The 18,549-nt window shown below is 61.5% G+C and carries 13 protein-coding genes; 9 read left to right on the top strand and 4 right to left on the bottom strand.

The window, feature by feature from the left end; genetic code table 11:
• Nucleotides 1-5: 5 nt before the first annotated feature.
• The 3 genes from FP026_RS14610 to FP026_RS14600 are packed head-to-tail and all read left to right on the top strand — an operon-like array spanning nucleotide 6 to nucleotide 3,062.
• Nucleotides 6-929 (top strand): ABC transporter permease, encoded by a 924-nt coding sequence (locus FP026_RS14610; protein ID WP_149635762.1) that lies wholly within the window; start codon nucleotides 6-8, stop codon nucleotides 927-929.
• A gap of 18 nt (nucleotides 930-947) precedes the next feature.
• Nucleotides 948-2,195: a kynureninase gene (gene kynU / locus FP026_RS14605; RefSeq protein WP_149635342.1), complete on the top strand. Its 1,248-nt coding sequence runs from the start codon at nucleotides 948-950 to the stop codon at nucleotides 2,193-2,195.
• Between the two features lie 36 nt (nucleotides 2,196-2,231).
• Nucleotides 2,232-3,062 carry an alpha/beta hydrolase gene (locus FP026_RS14600; RefSeq protein ID WP_149635341.1) on the top strand — a complete coding sequence of 277 codons (831 nt, stop codon included), beginning with the start codon at nucleotides 2,232-2,234 and terminating at the stop codon, nucleotides 3,060-3,062.
• A 61-nt stretch (nucleotides 3,063-3,123) separates the two neighbouring features.
• Here the strand turns inward: FP026_RS14600 and FP026_RS14595 are convergent, their stop codons facing one another.
• Both FP026_RS14595 and FP026_RS14590 read right to left on the bottom strand, forming a co-directional pair.
• On the bottom strand, nucleotides 3,124-3,555 hold the full coding sequence (locus FP026_RS14595; RefSeq protein WP_149635340.1) for a VOC family protein: 432 nt from the start codon (nucleotides 3,553-3,555) through the stop codon (nucleotides 3,124-3,126).
• 140 nt (nucleotides 3,556-3,695) lie between these two features.
• Nucleotides 3,696-5,786: a putative bifunctional diguanylate cyclase/phosphodiesterase gene (locus tag FP026_RS14590; protein ID WP_149635339.1), complete on the bottom strand. Its 2,091-nt coding sequence runs from the start codon at nucleotides 5,784-5,786 to the stop codon at nucleotides 3,696-3,698.
• Nucleotides 5,787-6,304: 518 nt separating this feature from the next.
• Between FP026_RS14590 and FP026_RS14580 the strand changes: the two genes are divergently transcribed.
• The 4 genes from FP026_RS14580 (at nucleotide 6,305) to FP026_RS14565 (ending at nucleotide 14,280) form a co-directional block, all read left to right on the top strand.
• Entirely contained in the window at nucleotides 6,305-8,773 is a 2,469-nt protein-coding gene (locus FP026_RS14580) for a glycoside hydrolase family 2 protein (RefSeq protein ID WP_149635338.1), read from the top strand.
• A gap of 176 nt (nucleotides 8,774-8,949) precedes the next feature.
• On the top strand, nucleotides 8,950-12,204 hold the full coding sequence (locus FP026_RS14575) for a GH36-type glycosyl hydrolase domain-containing protein (RefSeq protein WP_149635337.1): 3,255 nt from the start codon (nucleotides 8,950-8,952) through the stop codon (nucleotides 12,202-12,204).
• A gap of 427 nt (nucleotides 12,205-12,631) precedes the next feature.
• On the top strand, nucleotides 12,632-13,375 hold the full coding sequence (locus tag FP026_RS14570) for an SDR family NAD(P)-dependent oxidoreductase (RefSeq protein ID WP_149635336.1): 744 nt from the start codon (nucleotides 12,632-12,634) through the stop codon (nucleotides 13,373-13,375).
• Nucleotides 13,372-14,280, top strand: a complete 909-nt coding sequence (locus FP026_RS14565) for a sigma-70 family RNA polymerase sigma factor (protein WP_149635335.1) — start codon at nucleotides 13,372-13,374, stop codon at nucleotides 14,278-14,280. The genes FP026_RS14570 and FP026_RS14565 overlap by 4 nt, the downstream gene beginning before the upstream one ends.
• Before the next feature lie 305 nt (nucleotides 14,281-14,585).
• On the opposite strand, the gene FP026_RS14560 is transcribed toward FP026_RS14565, so the two are convergent.
• Together FP026_RS14560 and FP026_RS14555 are read right to left on the bottom strand one after the other, a co-directional pair.
• Nucleotides 14,586-15,416, bottom strand: coding sequence for an aldo/keto reductase (locus FP026_RS14560; RefSeq protein ID WP_149635334.1), 831 nt, complete (start codon nucleotides 15,414-15,416; stop codon nucleotides 14,586-14,588).
• A gap of 27 nt (nucleotides 15,417-15,443) precedes the next feature.
• Nucleotides 15,444-16,637: an MFS transporter gene (locus tag FP026_RS14555; RefSeq protein WP_149635333.1), complete on the bottom strand. Its 1,194-nt coding sequence runs from the start codon at nucleotides 16,635-16,637 to the stop codon at nucleotides 15,444-15,446.
• 142 nt (nucleotides 16,638-16,779) lie between these two features.
• Between FP026_RS14555 and FP026_RS14550 the strand changes: the two genes are divergently transcribed.
• Together FP026_RS14550 and FP026_RS14545 are read left to right on the top strand one after the other, a co-directional pair.
• Nucleotides 16,780-17,676, top strand: a complete 897-nt coding sequence (locus tag FP026_RS14550) for a LysR family transcriptional regulator (RefSeq protein WP_149635332.1) — start codon at nucleotides 16,780-16,782, stop codon at nucleotides 17,674-17,676.
• 33 nt (nucleotides 17,677-17,709) lie between these two features.
• On the top strand, nucleotides 17,710-18,366 hold the full coding sequence (locus tag FP026_RS14545) for a DUF2161 domain-containing phosphodiesterase (protein WP_149635331.1): 657 nt from the start codon (nucleotides 17,710-17,712) through the stop codon (nucleotides 18,364-18,366).
• The last annotated feature ends 183 nt before the right edge of the window (nucleotides 18,367-18,549 follow it).

Genomic DNA, 18,549 nt, shown 5'->3' with positions numbered 1-18,549 from the left:
ACATGATGGATTTCATTCAGACAACCGTTTCGAGCTTCGTCTCGCTCATCCCTGTCACCCTGGCGCAGAGCTTCATCTTAAGCTTCGTCGTCCTCGGCATCATGATCCCCTTCCGGATGCTGAGCTTTCCGGACCTGACGAGCGAAGGCGCATTTCCGCTCGGCGGCTGCGTCTGTGGCATTCTGCTGGCCGCCGGCATCGCGCCGCCGCTCGCCATCGTTGTCGCCTTCGTCGTCGGGCTGGCCGCCGGCTGCTGCACGGCCATCATTCACTTACGCTTCCGCATTCATACGCTGCTTGCCGGCATCCTGATGTCGACCATGCTCTACAGCGTCAATCTCGGCATCATGGGCAAATCGAATCTCTCCGTCTTCGGCTCACCGACGGTATTCGACTGGGTGCCGTTCACGATCCCGGGCTTCCCGGCGAGCAAGATCGTGGTCGCCGGCATCCTCGCTGTTATCGTCCTGATCGCCCTTAATCTCTATTTCAAGACGGAAAAGGGTACCGCCATGCGTGCCGTCGGCTCCAATCCCGACATGGCCGAGGCGCAGGGCATCAATGTCTGGGCCGCAACCATCGGCGGCGTCGGCATTGCCAGCGCCTTTTCCGCCGCCAGTGGCGCACTGATGGTCCAATCGCAGGGCTTTGCCGACGTCAACATGGGCATCGGCATCCTGATCAACGGGCTTGCCGCCCTGATGATCGGCGAAGCCTTTACCGGCAAGCAGACGGTGCTGCGTCAACTGCTGGCGCCCTTCGTCGGCTCGATCATCTACTACCAGCTCGTCTCGCTCTGCCTCGCGGCCGGCATGCCGCCGCCGAACCTGAAGCTCGCCACGGGCCTGTTCGTGCTCATCATGCTGGCGCTGCCGAGCATCCGCCGCAGCCGCGGCGGAGCGGCCACCCGAGAAACCATTCGCGAATAAGTTACGAGGCAACGACCTATGGACAGCCTTCCCGATCTCGCGGCCGTCGAGGCCATGGACGAGGCCGATCCGCTGCGCGTTTTTCGCAGCCGCTTTGCCCTGCCGGCCGGCATCATCTATCTCGACGGCAATTCGCTCGGCGCGGCCTCGCACGAGGTCTTTGCCGAAGTGCGCCAGGCTGCCATGGAGGAATGGGGCAACGGCCTGATCCGCAGCTGGAACAGTGCCGGGTGGTTTCATCTGCCGCTCGAACTTGGCGACCGTATCGGCCGGCTGATCGGCGCAGCCGAAGGCCAGACCGTTGTCACAGACTCCACGTCGATCAACATCTACAAGACCCTGCATGCAGCGCTCGCGATGCGGCCTGGCCGCAACGTCATCGTTGCGGAGGGCGATAGTTTCCCCACCGACCTTTATATGGCGGAGGGCGTGGCTTCGACACGCCCTGCCCTAACGCTCCGCCTCGAGGGCCGCGATGCCGGAAGCATCGAGGAACTGATCGACGACAGCGTCGCCGTCGTCCTCGTCAATCACGTCAACTACAAGAGCGGCGAGCTGCGCGACATGGCGGCGCTGACGAAGCGCATTCAGGCGGCGGGCGCGCTGGTCATCTGGGATCTGTGCCATAGCGCCGGCGCTCTGCCCGTCGATCTCGACGGTGCAGGCGCCGATTTCGCCGTGGGCTGCACCTACAAATATCTGAATGGCGGCCCGGGCGCGCCAGCCTTTATCTATGCGGCAAAGCGCCATCATGCGTCGATCGTCCAGCCGCTCAGCGGCTGGTGGAGCCACGCGCGCCCCTTCGCTTTCGAGCGAAGCTTTGACGGTGACGCCGGCATCAAGCGCTTCCTGTGCGGCACGCAGCCGATCCTGTCGCTGCGAGCGCTGAAGGGTGCGCTGGCCATATGGGATGACGTGGACATGACGGCCTTGCGCGCGAAGAGTATCGCGCTCACGGAGCTCTTCATCCGGTTGGTCGAAGCCAAATGCGGCCAATATGGCGTCGAACTGGAGACGACTCGCGACAGCAACAAGCGCGGCAGCCAGGTCTCCTTCAAGCACGACAACGGCTATGAGATCATGCAGGCGCTGATCGAGTGTGGCGTCATCGGCGACTTCCGGGCGCCATCGACCCTGCGCTTCGGCTTCACACCGCTTTACGTCGGCTATCGCGACGTCTGGCGCGCCGCGACGGTGCTGGAGGAGATCCTGAGCAGCGGATCGTGGAAGGATGCGCGCTTTGCCGTGCGTTCGGCGGTGACCTGAGCCGCAGTGGCCGACAGCCGGAAAGAGGAACTGGACATGAGCTATTTCAAGGTCACCGATTGGGACAGCGCCTATACCAACGGCGCCTATATCGTCGACGGTGACAGATGGCCGACTGCCTGGGTCGAGCCGGCCAAAGTCTTCCGCGACAGCCTAGCCTCGACCGGACGGGCAAAGCTCGATCTTGGCTATGGCCCGTCGGCGCGCAATCGCTTCGATCTCTTCCTGCCCGAAGGCCGGCCGAAGGGATTGGTAGTCTTCGTCCACGGCGGCTATTGGCTCCAGCTCGACAAGAGCTATTGGTCGCATCTTGCCGCGGGCTCGATTGCGGCCGGCTATGCCGTCGCATTCCCTTCCTACACGCTTTGTCCGGAAAATCGCATCGGCGAGATCGGCAGGGAGATCGCGGCAGCGATTACGGCTGCTGCCCAGCTGGTCGACGGCCCCATTATTTTGACGGGCCATTCGGCCGGCGGCCAGCTTGTCGCCCGCATGATGACGACGACATCGCCGCTCAGCGAGGCCACCCTCAGGCGCGTCCGCCACGTACTTGCCATTTCCGGCGTGCACGACCTGCGCCCGATCATGAAGCGCGCCATGAACGAGCAGCTTCGCATCGATGTCGATGAGGCAAGAGCCGAAAGCCCAGCCCTGCTGGAGCCGCTTGAGACCGTCCGCCTCACCTGCTGGGTCGGGGGTGCCGAGCGCGCGGAATTCATCCGCCAGAATGCGCTCCTCGCCAATATCTGGACCGGGCTCGGGGCGGCAACGGCGGTCGTAGTCGAGCCGGACAAGCACCATTACTCGATCCTGGACGGCCTTATCGACGCCGATCATCCGCTGACGCGAACCCTGCTTGCGGAATAGCAATCTTCCGGTTTCCGCGGGAAATGCCCTCGACACTCTCGAAGCCGAGGGCATTGTATTGTCAGCCTTCGACGGGCGCATTCATCGCCCAGAGAACGCCGAATGGATCGCGCAGCTGGCCCCAGCGATCACCCCAGAACATGACCTGCGGCTCGACAACAACCTCGGCCCCGGCATCGACGGCGCGCTTCCACCAGCTATCGAGGTCGTCCACGACGAGCTGCATCACGAAAGACTGCGGCTTCTCCAGCGCATGGCTGTACTCGGGAAAGGCGTCACCCAACATCACCGAGCTGCCGTTGATATAGAGATGGATATGCATGGTCCGGCCTTTTTCGTCGACCGGAAACATGAAGGCTTCCTCCGCACCGAAGGCGCGCTTGTAGAATTCGGCAGCCTTCGTGGCGCCGTCCACCGTCAGATAGGCCACGACGCCGCCACGAACCGGCACGCGAGGCTGCTGGGATTGCGATTGTTCTGTTGCATCGGTCATATAAGTCTCCTTGGGAACGGTTTTGCATATCCGCCCTTATCGATGGGCTGTTCCAAGGACGTTGCGCAATCACGGCTTCCGACAGTGGCTGTTGAAGTTTTTTATTTTTCTGGGCTTGGTCTGCTCAGCCCTCTCGCGCGTCATCCATGCGCCGGCTTTCGGGGGTACAAAGCGCGCCTGGGCCGGGTCTCACCGAGAATTCGCATCAGAGCATCCTCGCGCGACATCGGACGCCCCAGCAGGAAGCCCTGCACCTCATCATAGCCTTCGGCCCGCAATTTCGCCAATTGCGCCTGCGTCTCGATGCCTTCGGCAAGCGTTACCGCATTGAAGCCTGAGGCTATGCCGACCACGGCCCGCACGATCGCGAGATTGCCGGGATCGGCCTCCATGCCGGCGACGAAACTGCGGTCGAGCTTGATCTTGTCGAAGGAGAAAGCGCGCAGATAGCTGAGCGACGAATAGCCCGTGCCGAAATCGTCGATGGCGATGCGAATGCCAAGCTCCTTCAGCGCGCGCAACAGCGACAGGCTTTGCTCGACCTCGGAGAGCAGGATGGATTCCGTAACCTCGATCTCCAGACGCCCGGGGCGAAGACCGGTCTCGTCAAGTGCCGAGACGACGGTGGCCAGCAGGTTCGCATGACGGAACTGATAGACGGACAAGTTGATGGCCACCTTCAGTTTTTCGGGCCATTCCACTGCAGTCCGGCAAGCTTCCCGCAGCACCCAGTCGCCGATCGGCACAATCAATCCCGTCTCCTCGGCAACGGGGATGAACTCGGCCGGCGAGATGAGCCCGCGCCTGGGATGACGCCAGCGGATCAGCGCCTCGAATCCTGAGAGAATATCTTCGTCCAGCCGGATGATCGGCTGATAGTGGAGTTCGAACTCATTGTTCTGCAGGGCTTCCCGAAGCTCCAGAGTAAGCTGGTGGCGCCGTTCCGCTTCAAGCCGCATCTCGGTCTGGTAGAACCGGTAGGTCGAGCGGCCGCTGCTCTTGGCCGCATAGAGCGCCAAATCCGCATCCCGCATAAGGACATCGGCGTCCCTGCCATGTTCTGGCGCCACGGCAATGCCGATACTGCATGTCACGTGCTCGCGGACACCATCAAGGTCGAAGGGTGCCGAAAGCGACAGCAGCAGCAAATCGGCGAAGCGCTGGGCGCGCCCGACATCCGTCATCCGCAGAACCAGCGCGAACTCGTCGCCACCCAGGCGCGCCACCAGATCGTTTCTCTCCGCAAGCTGCTGCAGGCGTTCGGCAACCTGGCGCAAAAGCATATCGCCCGCAGCATGTCCCTTGCTGTCATTGATATGTTTGAAATGATCGACATCGATGTAGAGCAGCGCAATCGGCTTTTCTGGCGTAGCAGCCGCCACCTGCCGCACGATGTTCTCGGAGAAGAAGGCCCGGTTTGGAAGGCCGGTCAGGGAATCGTGCATGGCGAGATGCGCAAGCCTCGCCTCGACGCTGCGTTCCTCGGTCACATCCTGGGAAATGCCGAGAATATAGCGCGGTGCCTGCCCCGTCGGCGCGGGAAGCGCCCGCTTCGCGGTCTTCAGGATGCGCAAGGCACCATCCATCGTGTGAATGGTTTCCTCAAAGTAGACGGTTGCCGCGGTCTCGAAGGCAAGCTTGTCCTGCTCCCGGAAAATCGCCGCCTGCTCATCGGAAAATATGGCTCCCTCCGGCTTGCCGAGCACATGCTGTGCCAAGTGACCGACAATGCTGCCACATGCCTCGTTGAACAGAATAAAGCGGCCATCCCTCTCCATGTCCTTGACAAAGACGCCGACGGGGAGATTGTCGACGATGCTGTCGAGCAGCGATTGGGTGGCATCTACTTGCCGTCGCGCGGCATTGACCTCGGTGCGATCCTGCACGATCGCCAGGATTGCCACCCTGCCGTTGAAGCGGATTTCCCGCCCGTAGGTCAGAACTTCGAATGTCTCGCCATCGGCCTTCAGATGCGTCCAGCGCTGCGCTGTCTCCATGTCGGTGCGCTGATGCACCGCGTCCAGCATGCGCTCCCGCTCCGCGGACGGCCGGATGTCGAGTACGGTCATAACCGCGAACGCAGCGTGACTATAGCCATAGAGATCGCGGGCGGCATCGTTGACGATCAGGAATCTCAGCGTCTGCGGGTCATAGACCCACATCGGCGACGGATGCGTCTTGAAAAGCGATCGAAAATCGTCGTTCGGGGCATCGAGCCAAACGGAGTTCATAGGAAGATCGACCTTGCCAATTCGTGTTCTAAGATCTGCGAATTGACGATTTATGACCGAAAAACTTAAATAAAATCAAAATCCTAAGCCAGCTTAAACTTTAAGCAAACAGCCCATCAAATATGCAACCGATCACTTTCCCTTATCGGATGCCGACCGACAGACGAAAGGTCCCGCAAACATCGCCTTGAAGGATCAGAACCATATCGTTCGCTGCCGATCAAAAGATAGAAGCTCAGCTTCGAGCCTCATTGACGTCTCAACTGCTTAACCGGCAATCGGACCCTGTCACAAGCCTATGGCATTCTGCGGCCATTGTTGCAGCGGCTCATGGAGGGCAAAGCGCTCTCGCAGGGCCATAGACGGCGCCTATATTGAACACAGTGAGATCATCAAGGCGTTGATACAACGCGACCGAATCGCCTACGTCTATCGCATGAACCGCCATCCGCAGGCAGGCCGGCAATTCATCACGCCAAAGGCTGTTTGAGACATCCATTTCATAACGGACGCATGACATGAAAAGACAGACGCTCGACACCGGCTGGACGCTCTCGCGCCCTCGCGCACCCTCAAGCGCACCGGCCCTGCCCAATTCGGTCCCCGCCGCAGTGCCGGGCAACGTGCATCTCGACCTGATGGCGGCACAGCTGATCACCGACCCCTATCTCGACGTCAACGAAATCTCGCAGGACTGGATCGGCCGCTCAGCCTGGCGCTATCGTCTGGCCTTCGACTGGGACGGCGAGGATGCCGAGTGCGTGGATCTTGCCTGCCTCGGGCTCGACACGGCGGCACGCCTGGAGCTGAATGGCGCCCCGCTTGGCGAAACCCGCAACATGCATCGCAGCTACCGCTTCGATATCGGCAACCACCTGAAAAACGGTCGCAACGAGCTGATCGTCGATTTCCAATCGGCCTACGAGCATGGCGAGGAGGTACGCAAGCAGCTCGGCAGCGCCGCTGATATCCCGCAAAATTATCCCGGCCCAGGCAATCTCATCCGCAAGATGGCCTGCAATTTCGGCTGGGACTGGGGTCCGACCGTCGTTACCTCCGGCATCTGGAAGCCAATCCATATCGAGAGTTGGTCGAAGGCGCGCCTCGGCAGTATCCGCCCGGAAATCACGCTGCAAGGCAGCCAGGGCGTTGCCCGCCTGCATGTCGAGATCGAATGGGCCGACAAGGGCACGGATAGCGTGGCGCTCGTCCTCTCCATCGGCGGCAAGCGCGTGGAAGTGCGCGTCGCACAAGGCGAGACCCACGCGCTGATCGAATGCCGCATCGACAATCCGCAGGTCTGGTGGCCGCATGGCATGGGCGGCCAGCCGCTTTACGATCTCGACCTGCAGCTGCTCGGCTCGGATGGTGCATCACTCGACGGCTGGAAACGGCGCGTCGGCTTCCGTTCCGTGCGGCTCGATACGACAGCCGATGAGATCGGCTCCGCCTTCACTCTCGTCGTCAACGACGTGCCCGTCTTTGCCCGCGGCGCCAACTGGATCCCCGACGATTGCTTCCTGCCGCGCGTGACGCGCGAGCGCTATCGCGACAGGATTGCCCAGGCCCGCGATGCCAACATGAACATGTTGCGCGTCTGGGGCGGCGGCATCTATGAGACCGATACGTTCTACGAGGAATGCGATGCCGCCGGCATCATGGTCTGGCAGGATTTCCTCTTTGCCTGCGCCACCTATCCCGAAGAAGAGCCCGTCTACAGCGAGATCGAGGCGGAAGCGCGCGAGGCGATCGCACGGCTCATGCCCTACGCCTCGCTGGTCATCTGGAACGGCAATAACGAGAATATCTGGGGTTATTTCGACTGGGGCTGGCAGGATGTGCTCGGCAATCGCCCCTGGGGCGCCGGCTACTACCTCGACCTCCTGCCGAAGCTGGTCGCCGAGATCGATCCAACCCGGCCCTATTGGGCGGGCAGCCCCTATTCCGGTTCCATGGAGATCGCGCCGAACGCGGACGAGCATGGCTGCAAGCACATCTGGGATGTTTGGAACGAGGTGGGCTACGAGGCCTACCGCGACTATATTCCGCGCTTCTGCTCCGAATTCGGATGGCAGGCACCGCCGACCTTCGCAACCCTTGCCCAATCCGTTCGTGAGAAGGATCGGGCGCCGGCCTCGCCGGGCGTGTTGCATCATCAAAAGGCAACAACCGGCAACGACAAGCTGCTGATGGGGCTGGAGGGCTGGTTCCCACCGCCGGAAAACTTCGATGACTGGCTCTTCGTCACTCAGCTGAACCAGGCACGCGCGATCAGCTACGGCATCGGCCATATGCGCTCGCACCGGCCAACCTGCATGGGCACGATCGTCTGGCAGCTCAACGATTGCTGGCCGGTGACCTCCTGGGCGGCCATCGACGGCGCCGGCAGGAAGAAGCCGCTCTGGTATGCCTTGAAGCATAGCTATGCGCCGCATCTTCTCACCATCCAGCCGCGCGGCGATGGCCTGGCCGCAGTCGCAGCCAATGACGCAACCCTGTTCTGGCGCGTGCCCTTCACGGTCGAACGCTTCGACTTCAACGGCACACTGCTTGCCCGCCATCACGTCTGGCGCATCCTTTGCGATCGCTTCGAGAATACCGATATCGAGATCCCGGCCGAGGTCGCGACACCGGGCGATCCGCGCCGCGAATATCTGCGCGCGCGCCTTGGCGATGCCGAAGCCTGGTGGTTCTTCGAGAAGGATATGAAGCTGCAATATCCACAGCCCCGCTTTGACATCGAGAGCACCCAGACGACGGACGGCATTACGGTCACCATCACGGCGCAGTCGCTCCTGCGCGATATCTGCCTGTTCGTCGATCGCATCAGCCCGAATGCCGAAGTCGACGATATGCTGATCAATCTCGCGCCCGGCGAAAGCAGGACGTTCAAGATCAAAGGCATCTCGAAGGAAGCCTTCGACGACGCCGATCTGTCGGCCGTCCTCCGCACGGCCAACCAGGTCGCCGAGCCTCCGCACCACTGAAACCGGGCGCTCTCCCACGGAAAAGATCCGGCGCATCGCGCCGGATCGGACCTCGCATCTGCTGTAAACCGTCACAAAAGATTGCACGGGTGAATGACGAATTGCCTCCTATGATCAGGCGCCGCCATATGATCTAGTGCCCCTCATCCGATCCATGAATCAGCGAGACACCGCTTATGTCCTCGGACTCCAATCGTAGCTTTCAAACGCCCCGTCGCGAAGAACTCGGCCTTATCACGCTCGGCAACACCGCCGGCCTTTCGGCCTCGGTCTTGCCGAACGGCACGCTGTTTTCGATCGATTTTGCCGACCAGCAGGGTGGCGTCATGATCAACCAGGTGCTCGGTTCGCCCATCTATGGTGGCATCGGCCGGCTTTATCTGCGTATCGGCGGTGCGAAGCCGGAGACGGCCGAAATCGTAGGGCCAAAGGCTGCAGTGCAGTTCGGCCACGGCGAGAGTGGCTTTTCGTGGAGCGGCGAGACGGCCGGTGTGAAGCATACGGTCAGCCTGCGGCTGCACCCGAGTGAGACCGCATGGTTCTGGCAGGTGTCGCTGCTGAACAGCACGAGCGCCACCATTTCGGCCGATCTCGTCCTTCTCCAGGATGTCGGTCTCGGTGATCGCGGTTTCCTGATGAACAGCGAAGCCTATGCCTCGCAATATATCGATCATCACATCGCCAGCCACGCCGCCTTCGGTCCCGTCATCATGAACCGCCAGAACCTCAAGCAGGGTGGCGGGCGAAATCCTTGGCTCGCACAGGGTTGCCTCGAGGGTGTGGCGGCTTACGCGACCGATGCAATCCAGCTCCTCGTGCCCTCCAAGCGCGACGACGGCGTCATGGTGCCAGACTTTGGCGACAGCCTGCCCGGCACACGCCGCCAGCACGAGGTCGCTTGCCCGGCGATCCAGTCGAAGCCGCTTGCGCTCGCAGCCGGCGACACCACCACGACGACCTTCTTCGGTCTCTTCATCGCCGATCATCCGGCCGCGTCCAGCGATGCCGACCTCGCCCATCTCGATGGCCTGCCGAAGCTTCGGAACGAGCTCGTGGTAGACACGATATCGGCCGCGCAGTCCGCGCGCAGTCTCTTGCAGGACGCGCCCCTTGCCGAAAGCGACGACCTCGATCAAGCCACGATCGATACGCTCTACCCCGAGCGGATGCTGGAAGAACATGCGGACGGAAAACTCATCTCTTTCTTCGTGCAGGATGGGCCGCACAACAGACACGTTGTTCTCCGTGAAAAGGAGCGGCTTGTGGCCCGCCGCCATGGCGCCATCGTCCGCAGCGGGCAGAACATGCTGCTCGACGATCAGACGCTGGCTGCCACCTGCTGGATGCAGGGCATCTTCGCCGCGCAGCTGACCATCGGCAACACGTCCTTCCACAAGCTGTTCTCCGTTTCCCGCGACCCATACAACCTGACGCGGTCGAGCGGCCTGCGCATCCTCGTCGATCTCGGTGATGGCTGGCGCCTGCTTGGTGTACCTGCGGCATTCGAGATGGGCTTGAGCGATACACGTTGGATCTACCGCCTTCCCGGACGCACCATTTCAGTATCGGCAATCGCCTCCGGCGACGATCCGGCGATACAATGGAGCGTTTCGGTGGAAGGCGAGGCCTGCCGCTTCCTCGTGTTCGGCCACATCGTCCTCGGCGAACGCGACTATGAGGCCGTGGCGAACATCGCCGTCGATACGGCGGGCAAGCGCATCTCCTTCCGGCCGCAGCCATCCTGGCTCTGGGATCGTTACCCGAAGGCCGGCTATCACCTCGTCACTTCGACCCCGGATGCGTTCGAAGCCGTTGGCGGCGACGAACTGCTCTATAGCGACGGCGTGGCCCGCAACGGTCCGTTCGTCGCGCTGAAATCGCGCCCGACGAAGGCATTGCGCTTTGCCGTCACAGGTTCGATGACCGATCCGGATGCGGCCGAAGCCCTTGCTGCGCGCTATAGCGCCGGCGTCGAAAGCGAGGAGATGCTGGCACCGGCAGGACGCTTCTGGAGCCATGTAACGCGTAACGCGCGCATCGAAGGCGATGGCCGCGATGTGGCGGCGCAAGCAGTGATGCTGCCCTGGATCGCGCATGACGCCATCGTCCATTTGAGCGTGCCGCATGGGCTCGAACAATATACGGGTGCTGCCTGGGGAACGCGCGACGTCTGCCAGGGGCCGATCGAATTCCTGCTTGCCTACGAGCATGACGAAGAGGTCCGGCAGATCCTCTCGACGCTCTTTTCCGAGCAGTATCGCGATCGCGGCGACTGGCCGCAATGGTTCATGCTGGAGCCCTATGCCAACATCCGTGCCGGCGAAGCGCATGGCGACATCGTCGTCTGGCCGCTGAAGGCGCTCTGCGATTATATCGAGGCGACCGGCGACATCACCTTCCTCTCCAAAACGGTTCCGTGGCGCGCCGACGACACGATGCAGCTGACCTCGGAGCACGCGACGATCTCCGATCATGTCGAAAAGCTGCTGGAAACGGTGCGTAGCCGTTTCGTGCCGGGCACGAGCCTCATTCGCTACGGCGAAGGCGATTGGAACGACAGCCTGCAGCCGGCCGATCCGCATTTGCGCGACTGGATGGTGAGCAGCTGGACGGTATCGCTGCTCTATGAGCAGCTGGTGCGCTACGCCAACATCCTGACGCTCGCCAGCCGCAACGAGGAAGCGCAGTCACTTCAGGCGACCGCCGTCGCCATGCGCGCCGATTTCAACCGACTCCTGATGCGCGACGGCATTGTTGCCGGCTACGGCGTCTTCGATCCAAGCCATGACGGCGTCGAGTTGCTGCTGCATCCGGAGGATACCCGCACGGGCCTGCATTATTCGCTGATCGCGATGACGCAGCCGATGATCGGCGGCCTCTTCACGCCGGATCAGCGCCATGCCCACATGAAGCTCATCCGCGAGAACCTGCTGTTCCCGGACGGCGTCCGGCTGATGGAGAAGCCGGCGACTTACTCGGGCGGTCCGGAAAAGCTCTTCCGCCGCGCCGAGTCCTCGTCCTTCTTCGGTCGCGAGATCGGGCTCATGTATGTGCACGCGCATCTGCGCTACTGCGAGGCCCTTGCCCTCGACGACGATGCGGAGGCCGTGTGGCAGGCGCTTGCACTCGCCAACCCGATCGCCGTCAGCGGCCGGCTGGAACATGCGTCGCTCCGCCAGCGCAACACCTATTTCAGCAGCAGCGACGCGGCCTTCGACGACCGCTATCACGCATCGTCGGAATGGGCGCGCGTCAAGGCCAGCGATATCGCCGTCGACGGCGGCTGGCGCATCTATTCGAGCGGTCCCGGTCTCTATACCAAAAGCCTGATCGGCAATGTCTTCGGCTTCAAGCGGCAATTCGGCCAGCGTATCCGCAAGCCACTATTGCCAGCTTCGATCGGCGCCTGCGAGGTCAAGCTGGACTTCTAGGCTTGACCTCATCAAAACAAACAAAAGGGAGCCTCCGAGCCCAGCCACTAAAGTAAATGTGGGATCGTGAGAACCATCTTTAGCGATACTCCTTATAACGCCGGTTATCGGGAGTATTGCTCGTGCCGCAGATTTCTTCGGACGATCCAAGGCAGCTTCTATTGCCCCAACCCTTCCGGGGAGTGAACGTCAGCTTTTGCAAGAACCCGCATTGCCCGAACTCCGGGATCCCCCGCAGATGTGGAGGATCAGACAGTTCGTGCACGAGGCTGACGACAGCAATCACGGCGGCATTCGGTCTAGTCAGACTTTTTTGACGCCGGCTTTCCACGAATCGCAGATGGCGATGACTCTTTTCACCTCCTTGAAACGTCGTTGTTGCGACCGTCGTCGTGCGGTCGAAACCGACCCGAACGAGGATTGAGAAATGGATCTGGAAGGAAAGCGAATTGTGGTCGTCGGCGGAAGCCGCGGCTTGGGAAGAGGGCTCGCCGAGGCATTCGTTGCTCGCGCCGCCGAAGTCACCGTGGTTGCCCGAAACGCGACGGCCGTGCAGGGGCCGGCTGAGCAAGCGGCCGTCACCGCCATATCGGCTGATGCAACTGATGTCGACGCGGCGCGGCGGATCATGGAGCAGACGCGACCTGATGTCGTCATCATGAATGCCGGTGCGGAACCGCCCATGGAGCGGATCGACCGCATTGGCTGGGAGGCATTCACGACCAACTGGAATGTAGACGTCAAGGCCGCGCTGCATTGGGTACAGGCGGCCCTGACCTTGCCAATGGCGCCGGGTGGGCTCGTCGCCCTGGTCTCCAGCGGAGCCGCCGTGCAGGGGTCGCCGCTATCGGGAGGTTATGCCGGCGCCAAGCGCGCGCAGTGGTTCATTGCAAAATATGCCGATGGCTTGTCGGCGGAACTTGGCCTGGGTTTGCGGTTCAGGGTCATCGTTCCCCGGCAGATGTTCGTTGGAACCGGTGTGGGCGATACCGGCATCCGGGCCTATGCCGCGAAGGCGGGTCGGACATTTGCCGAACAGGCCGCCACCTGGCCGCACATGACGCCGCGGGCTTTCGGTGATACGGTCGCCGAACTGATCGGCAAGACGGGCCTCGCTGAGGCCATGGTCTATGCCGTGCGTGGGGATACGGGTGTGACGGTCATCGAATGACGGAAGATGCAGCTCCCGGGGCCGAAGAGAGGAAAACTCTGCTCGCAGACCTGGCCAGGGAAGCGGATGCGCTTCGCCCACAGCTGCATCGCTATGCTGCTCGTCTGGTGGGTTCGGTGATCGACGGCGAAGACGTGATTCAGGACGCGTTTGCCAGGGTATTTGCGACGGCTGGCTCGATCCCGCCGGGCACGCCGCTGCGACCCTGGCTATTTCGCATCGTCCACAATCGAGCCATAGATACCCTGCGCCAGCGCAGTACGCGCCGGTCGGAGCCGCTTGAGATGGCCTTTGATCTGGCCGATATCAGCGCCGCCGGCCCGGAGGACGCGCTGATTCGGCAGGACACGGTGCGGGTTGCCCTGGGTCATTTTGCAGAATTGCCGGTGCCGCAACGCAGCGCGGTGATCCTCAAGGATGTGCTGGGAGAGTCGCTTGCGGATATCGCAGCGCTGCTGGAACTGAGTGTCGATGCCGTCAAGGCCCATCTGTCGCGCGGTCGGGCAAGATTGCGCGCGATCTCCGACGTGCGGTCCGAGGTTGCGCCGTTGCCAAGTCCCGAAGCCCTGAACTTTGCAGCGCTCTTCAACGCCCAAGACTGGGACGCGTTGCGTCGCTTGCTGGCCGACGACGTTCGGCTTCGCCAGGCGCGACGGCCGGAAATCTCGGGTGCCGCCGACGTCGGTCGATTTTTTACCTATTATGCCGAATATCCGCCGGTCAGGATCGAACCGGCCTGGCTGGAAGGCCGGGAAATATTGCTTGTATCGGCCGAGCCGTCGGGCGGTCCTTCCTATTTCATGCTGCTCGAATGGCGGGGGCAAAAGATAAGCCTGATCCGCGACCATCGTTATGCGACTTATGTCATGGATGGTGCTAATGTCATGCCGGCCGCATCGCGGTGACCGATACTGGTCGAGACGAGCTTTGTCGCGGTCCGCTATGCGCCAACGGCCGAGGCCTCTGGGCAATTTCGCGCGACAAGCGGTCGCCGCCAAACTGATTGCCCGAATGAGGTGTTTGGGGCCAAAAATCGCGGACAGGCATTTCGCTAGGACGACTTTGGAACAAGGAATCCTATTCTCATGAGGAGGCCTGGCTCCCGACCATTTTTCTGTTCCTCAGAGAATCTCGAAGAGCCCGTATTTAACGCCGCCTGGAAAGCGGCCGCCCTTTCCGAGCGGCTCCCTTTTTCACTGAGCTGTGAGCGTTAAGCCGCTTCGTCCCAGACCGGCGCCAGACCGTCGGGGCTGACGATGCGGCCGCTCGGCCGTGCGAGTGCGTGGATAGCAGCCATTTCATCCTGCGAAAGCGCAAAGTCGAAGATGGCGGCATTTTCCGCTGCGCGGGCTTCCGACACGGTTTTAGAGAGGACGATCAACCCCTGCTGCACGATCCAGCGCAGAACGATCTGGGCGATCGATTTGCCGTGCCGGCCGGCAAGGTCCTGCAGCACCGGATCGGAAAGCACGTTGCCATCCGCCATGGCGTAGTAGGCGGTCACCGACATGCTGAGGCTGGCGGCGGTCTCGAGGATAGGCGATTGGTCGAGATAGGGGTGATATTCCACCTGGTTGGTGGCGAGCGGCAGGTCGCTGAGCCGAACCGCCTCGCGCATCAAGGCCCGGTTGAAGTTGGAAACGCCGATATGGCGAACCTTGCCTGCCTTTGCGACCTCGTTCAATGCGCCGATCTGCTCGGCCAGCGGCACCGCGTCGTTCGGCCAGTGCAGCAGCAGGAGATCGACATAGTCGGTCTTCAGCTTCTTCAGGCTTTCATCCACCGAGGCAATGAAAGCATCGCGCCGATAACTTTCGATCCAGACCTTGGTGGTCAGGAACAAATCGCCGCGAGCAATGCCCGAACGAAGGATCCCGTCGCCGACGTCGGCCTCGTTGCCATAGATCTGGGCGGTATCGATGTGACGATAGCCATTGCCCAGAACATGCGCGACCATGCGTTCTGTATCAGGACCCGGCATACGGAAGGTGCCGAAACCAAGGGCCGGAATGGATGCGCCATTGGCGCTGACGATTTTCATGAATGATCCTTTCGATTGAAGGTTTGATCAGGCGGCGGAGGAAACCGCCTGTGTCACGGCAGTCGAGCGGCGGTCGAGCGCGCCGCTCCAGAGGGTCAGCACCAGGGCAGCGACGACCAGGATCGCGCCGACCCAGGGCGTGGCGCTAAGGCCAAGAGAGGATTCCACCACCAGACCGCCGATCCAGGCGCCAGCGGCAATGCCGAGATTGAAGGCAGCGATATTGAGCGCCGAGGCGACATCGACGGCGGCGGGGCGAACCTGCCGGGCCAGCTGGACGACATAGAGCTGCAGGCCCGGAACATTGGCAAAGGACAGGAAGCCAAGCGCCGCAAGCGTCGGGATGGCAAGCCAGGGCGAGACTGCCGTAAAGCTGAAGAGGACAAGCACGAGAGCCTGAGCGACAAAGAGCCACGTCAGCGCGCGGACCGGATTGCCATTGGCAAGACGGCCACCCACGACGTTGCCGATGGCAATAGCGATACCGTAGAGCACGAGGATGAGGCTCACGGCGGAGGCGGCAAAGCCGGTCACTTCCTGCAGGATCGAGGCGAGGAAGGTAAAGGCGACGAAGGTGCCACCATAGCCGAGCGCCGTCATGGCAAAGACGATCAGCAGCCGGCCGCTTGCAAGTACGCGCACCTGCTCACCGATGCTTGCCGGCGGCGCCTTCTTCAGGCTGGACGGCAGAAGCAGCAGGATGGCGATAAAGGCGATGATGCCAAGGCCTGCGACGGCTGCAAAGGTCGCGCGCCAGCCGAAAGTCTGGCCGATAAAGGTGCCGAGCGGAACACCTGTGACGATGGCGACGGTCAGGCCCATGAACATCATGGCGATTGCGGAAGCGCGGCGGTTTTCCGGCACGAGATCGGCGGCAATCGTGGATCCCACAGAGAAGAACACGCCATGGGCAAAGGCCGAAAGCACGCGCGCAACGAGCAGCGGCGCATAGCCCGGGCTCAAGGCCGCCATGCCGTTGCCGACAATGAACAGCGCCATCAAACCGAGCAGCAGCGGCTTGCGCTCGATGCGGCCGGTGAGCGCGGTTAGGATCGGCGCGCCGAAAGTGACGCCGAGCGCATAGACGCTGACGATGAGGCCGGCGAGCGGCAGGTTGATGTGAAGGTCGTTCGCCACGGTGGGTAAAAGGCCGACGATGACGAATTCGGTTGTGCCGATCGCATAGGCAGCGATCGTCAAGGCAAAGAGAGCCAGAGGCATGAGATCATCCGATCAAATGGCACCCGGTAGCTGCGGATGCGCGAGTTCTTGTTCGGGAAGAATATGGCGTAGCGACATTCGAACGATAATCGGCTATATCAACTCAACACTTGTGAATTGAATTCAAAAGAATGAGTTGCAAATGGACAATCGCGCCGGCGAGATGGATGTCTTCGTTCAGGTGGCCACCCTCGCCAGCTTTTCGGCGGCTGGCCGCAAGCTGCGCCTTTCACCCTCGGCTGTCAGCAAGCTCGTCACCCGGCTGGAAGAGCGGCTGGGCACTCGCCTCTTGGTTCGCACCACCCGCTCGCTGCAATTGACGCCCGAGGGAGAAATCTATCTCGAAAAGGCACGAACGATCCTGGCCGATATTCAGGAAGCGGAGCGGATCGTGGCATCAGGCGGCGCCACGGTGCCACGCGGCCCGCTGCGTGTCAGCGCCTCCGTCGCCTTCGGGGTTTGTTGTCTGGTGCCGATCATTCCCGATTTTCTGGAGTGCTATCCCGAGATCGAACTCGACATCTCACTCACCGACAGCGTCATCGATATCGTCGGCGAGCGGGCCGATGTTGCTATTCGCGCCGGCATCTTGCGGGATAGCTCGCTCAAAGCTCGCAAACTCATGGACAGCCGCCGCATCATCGTCGCGGCCCCCTCCTACATCGAGCAAAACGGCCGGCCGACAACGCCGGATGAGCTCGATCATCACAACTGCCTGACTTTCAACTTTCGCCCGACCGCCGAAGGCTGGCCCTTTCGCGATCCGCAGAGCGACAACCATTTCGTCAAAACCGTGCAGGGCAACCTCCAGGCAAACAACGGCCCGACCGTTCGCAGCCTTTGCGTTGCGGGAATGGGCCTTGCCCGCGTCGGTCAATTCCACGTCCAGCCGGATCTCGATGCCGGCAGGCTCGTGCCCGTCCTCGAAGATTTCAATCCAGAAGACATCGAGCATATCCATGCCGTCTATGCCGGCCATGAGCATCTGGCCGCCCGCATCCGCGCCTTTATCGACTTTCTGGTTAACCGAATCGGATAGAACAGGCCGGATATTCAAAGGCCGGAGGCGGATTTGGAAACGGCGCTCTATCTCCCGATCAAGTCATTTCTCGAAGCGGCCGGCTATGCCGTGAAAGGCGAGATCGGCGGCTGCGACCTCGTGGGACTGAATGACGACGAGCCGCCTGTCGTCGTCATCTGCGAGCTGAAGATGAGCTTCAATCTCGAACTCATCCTGCAGGCCGTCGATCGGGCTGCGGCCAGCGATGAGGTCTGGATCGCCGCGCGCGTTTCGGCAAGGGGCAAGGGACGTGAGGGCGACCGCCGCTTCCGCGATCTTTGCCGCCGGCTCGGCTTCGGCATGCTCGCCGTATCGGACAGCGATGTCGTGGACATCGTCGTCAGCCCCGTCTCGCCGATGCCCCGCAAGAATGTACGCCGCAGGTCACGCCTTGTCGAGGAACATCGCCGGCGCAAGGGCGACCCGGCCCTTGGCGGCAGCACGCGCAAGCCGATCATGACCGCCTACAGGCAACAGGCGCTTGCCTGCGCCGCCGCGATCGAAAACGGTATGCAGCGCCCCAAGGACATGCGGGAAGCAGCACCGAAAGCGCCGCAAATTCTGAGAGATAACGTCTATGGCTGGTTCGAGCGCATCGACCGCGGCATTTACGCGCTAACGGAACTGGGAGCAGAAGCCCTCAAGAGATGGCCGGCACAGCAAAGCTGAATGTGGAAAAATTCCGGCTGAACAAAATTAAATTTATGTAATGTCTAAAATTTTTGCAATAAAAACATGATCAATATTTAATTTGTAAAAGTTAGTTGGCGGATCATATTACTCGTCAGCGCCAATTCAGATTTATACTTTGCATCCCGGAGTAAAGGGAAACAAAGGCTCCCGAAACGAATT

The organism is Martinezella tropici, from assembly GCF_008370325.1.
Taxonomy (GTDB): domain Bacteria; phylum Pseudomonadota; class Alphaproteobacteria; order Rhizobiales; family Rhizobiaceae; genus Rhizobium; species Rhizobium tropici_B.
This window is presented reverse-complemented; position numbering and strand designations above follow the sequence as displayed.

Coding starts and splice junctions, on each gene's coding strand:
- kynU (WP_149635342.1), top strand. CDS start 948: ATGGACAGCCTTCCCGATCTCGCGGCCGTCGAGGCCATGGACGAGGCC.
- FP026_RS14565 (WP_149635335.1), top strand. CDS start 13,372: ATGACGGAAGATGCAGCTCCCGGGGCCGAAGAGAGGAAAACTCTGCTC.
- FP026_RS14580 (WP_149635338.1), top strand. CDS start 6,305: ATGAAAAGACAGACGCTCGACACCGGCTGGACGCTCTCGCGCCCTCGC.
- FP026_RS14550 (WP_149635332.1), top strand. CDS start 16,780: ATGGACAATCGCGCCGGCGAGATGGATGTCTTCGTTCAGGTGGCCACC.
- FP026_RS14555 (WP_149635333.1), bottom strand. CDS start 16,637: ATGCCTCTGGCTCTCTTTGCCTTGACGATCGCTGCCTATGCGATCGGC.
- FP026_RS14595 (WP_149635340.1), bottom strand. CDS start 3,555: ATGACCGATGCAACAGAACAATCGCAATCCCAGCAGCCTCGCGTGCCG.
- FP026_RS14560 (WP_149635334.1), bottom strand. CDS start 15,416: ATGAAAATCGTCAGCGCCAATGGCGCATCCATTCCGGCCCTTGGTTTC.
- FP026_RS14610 (WP_149635762.1), top strand. CDS start 6: ATGGATTTCATTCAGACAACCGTTTCGAGCTTCGTCTCGCTCATCCCT.
- FP026_RS14570 (WP_149635336.1), top strand. CDS start 12,632: ATGGATCTGGAAGGAAAGCGAATTGTGGTCGTCGGCGGAAGCCGCGGC.
- FP026_RS14575 (WP_149635337.1), top strand. CDS start 8,950: ATGTCCTCGGACTCCAATCGTAGCTTTCAAACGCCCCGTCGCGAAGAA.
- FP026_RS14590 (WP_149635339.1), bottom strand. CDS start 5,786: ATGAACTCCGTTTGGCTCGATGCCCCGAACGACGATTTTCGATCGCTT.
- FP026_RS14600 (WP_149635341.1), top strand. CDS start 2,232: ATGAGCTATTTCAAGGTCACCGATTGGGACAGCGCCTATACCAACGGC.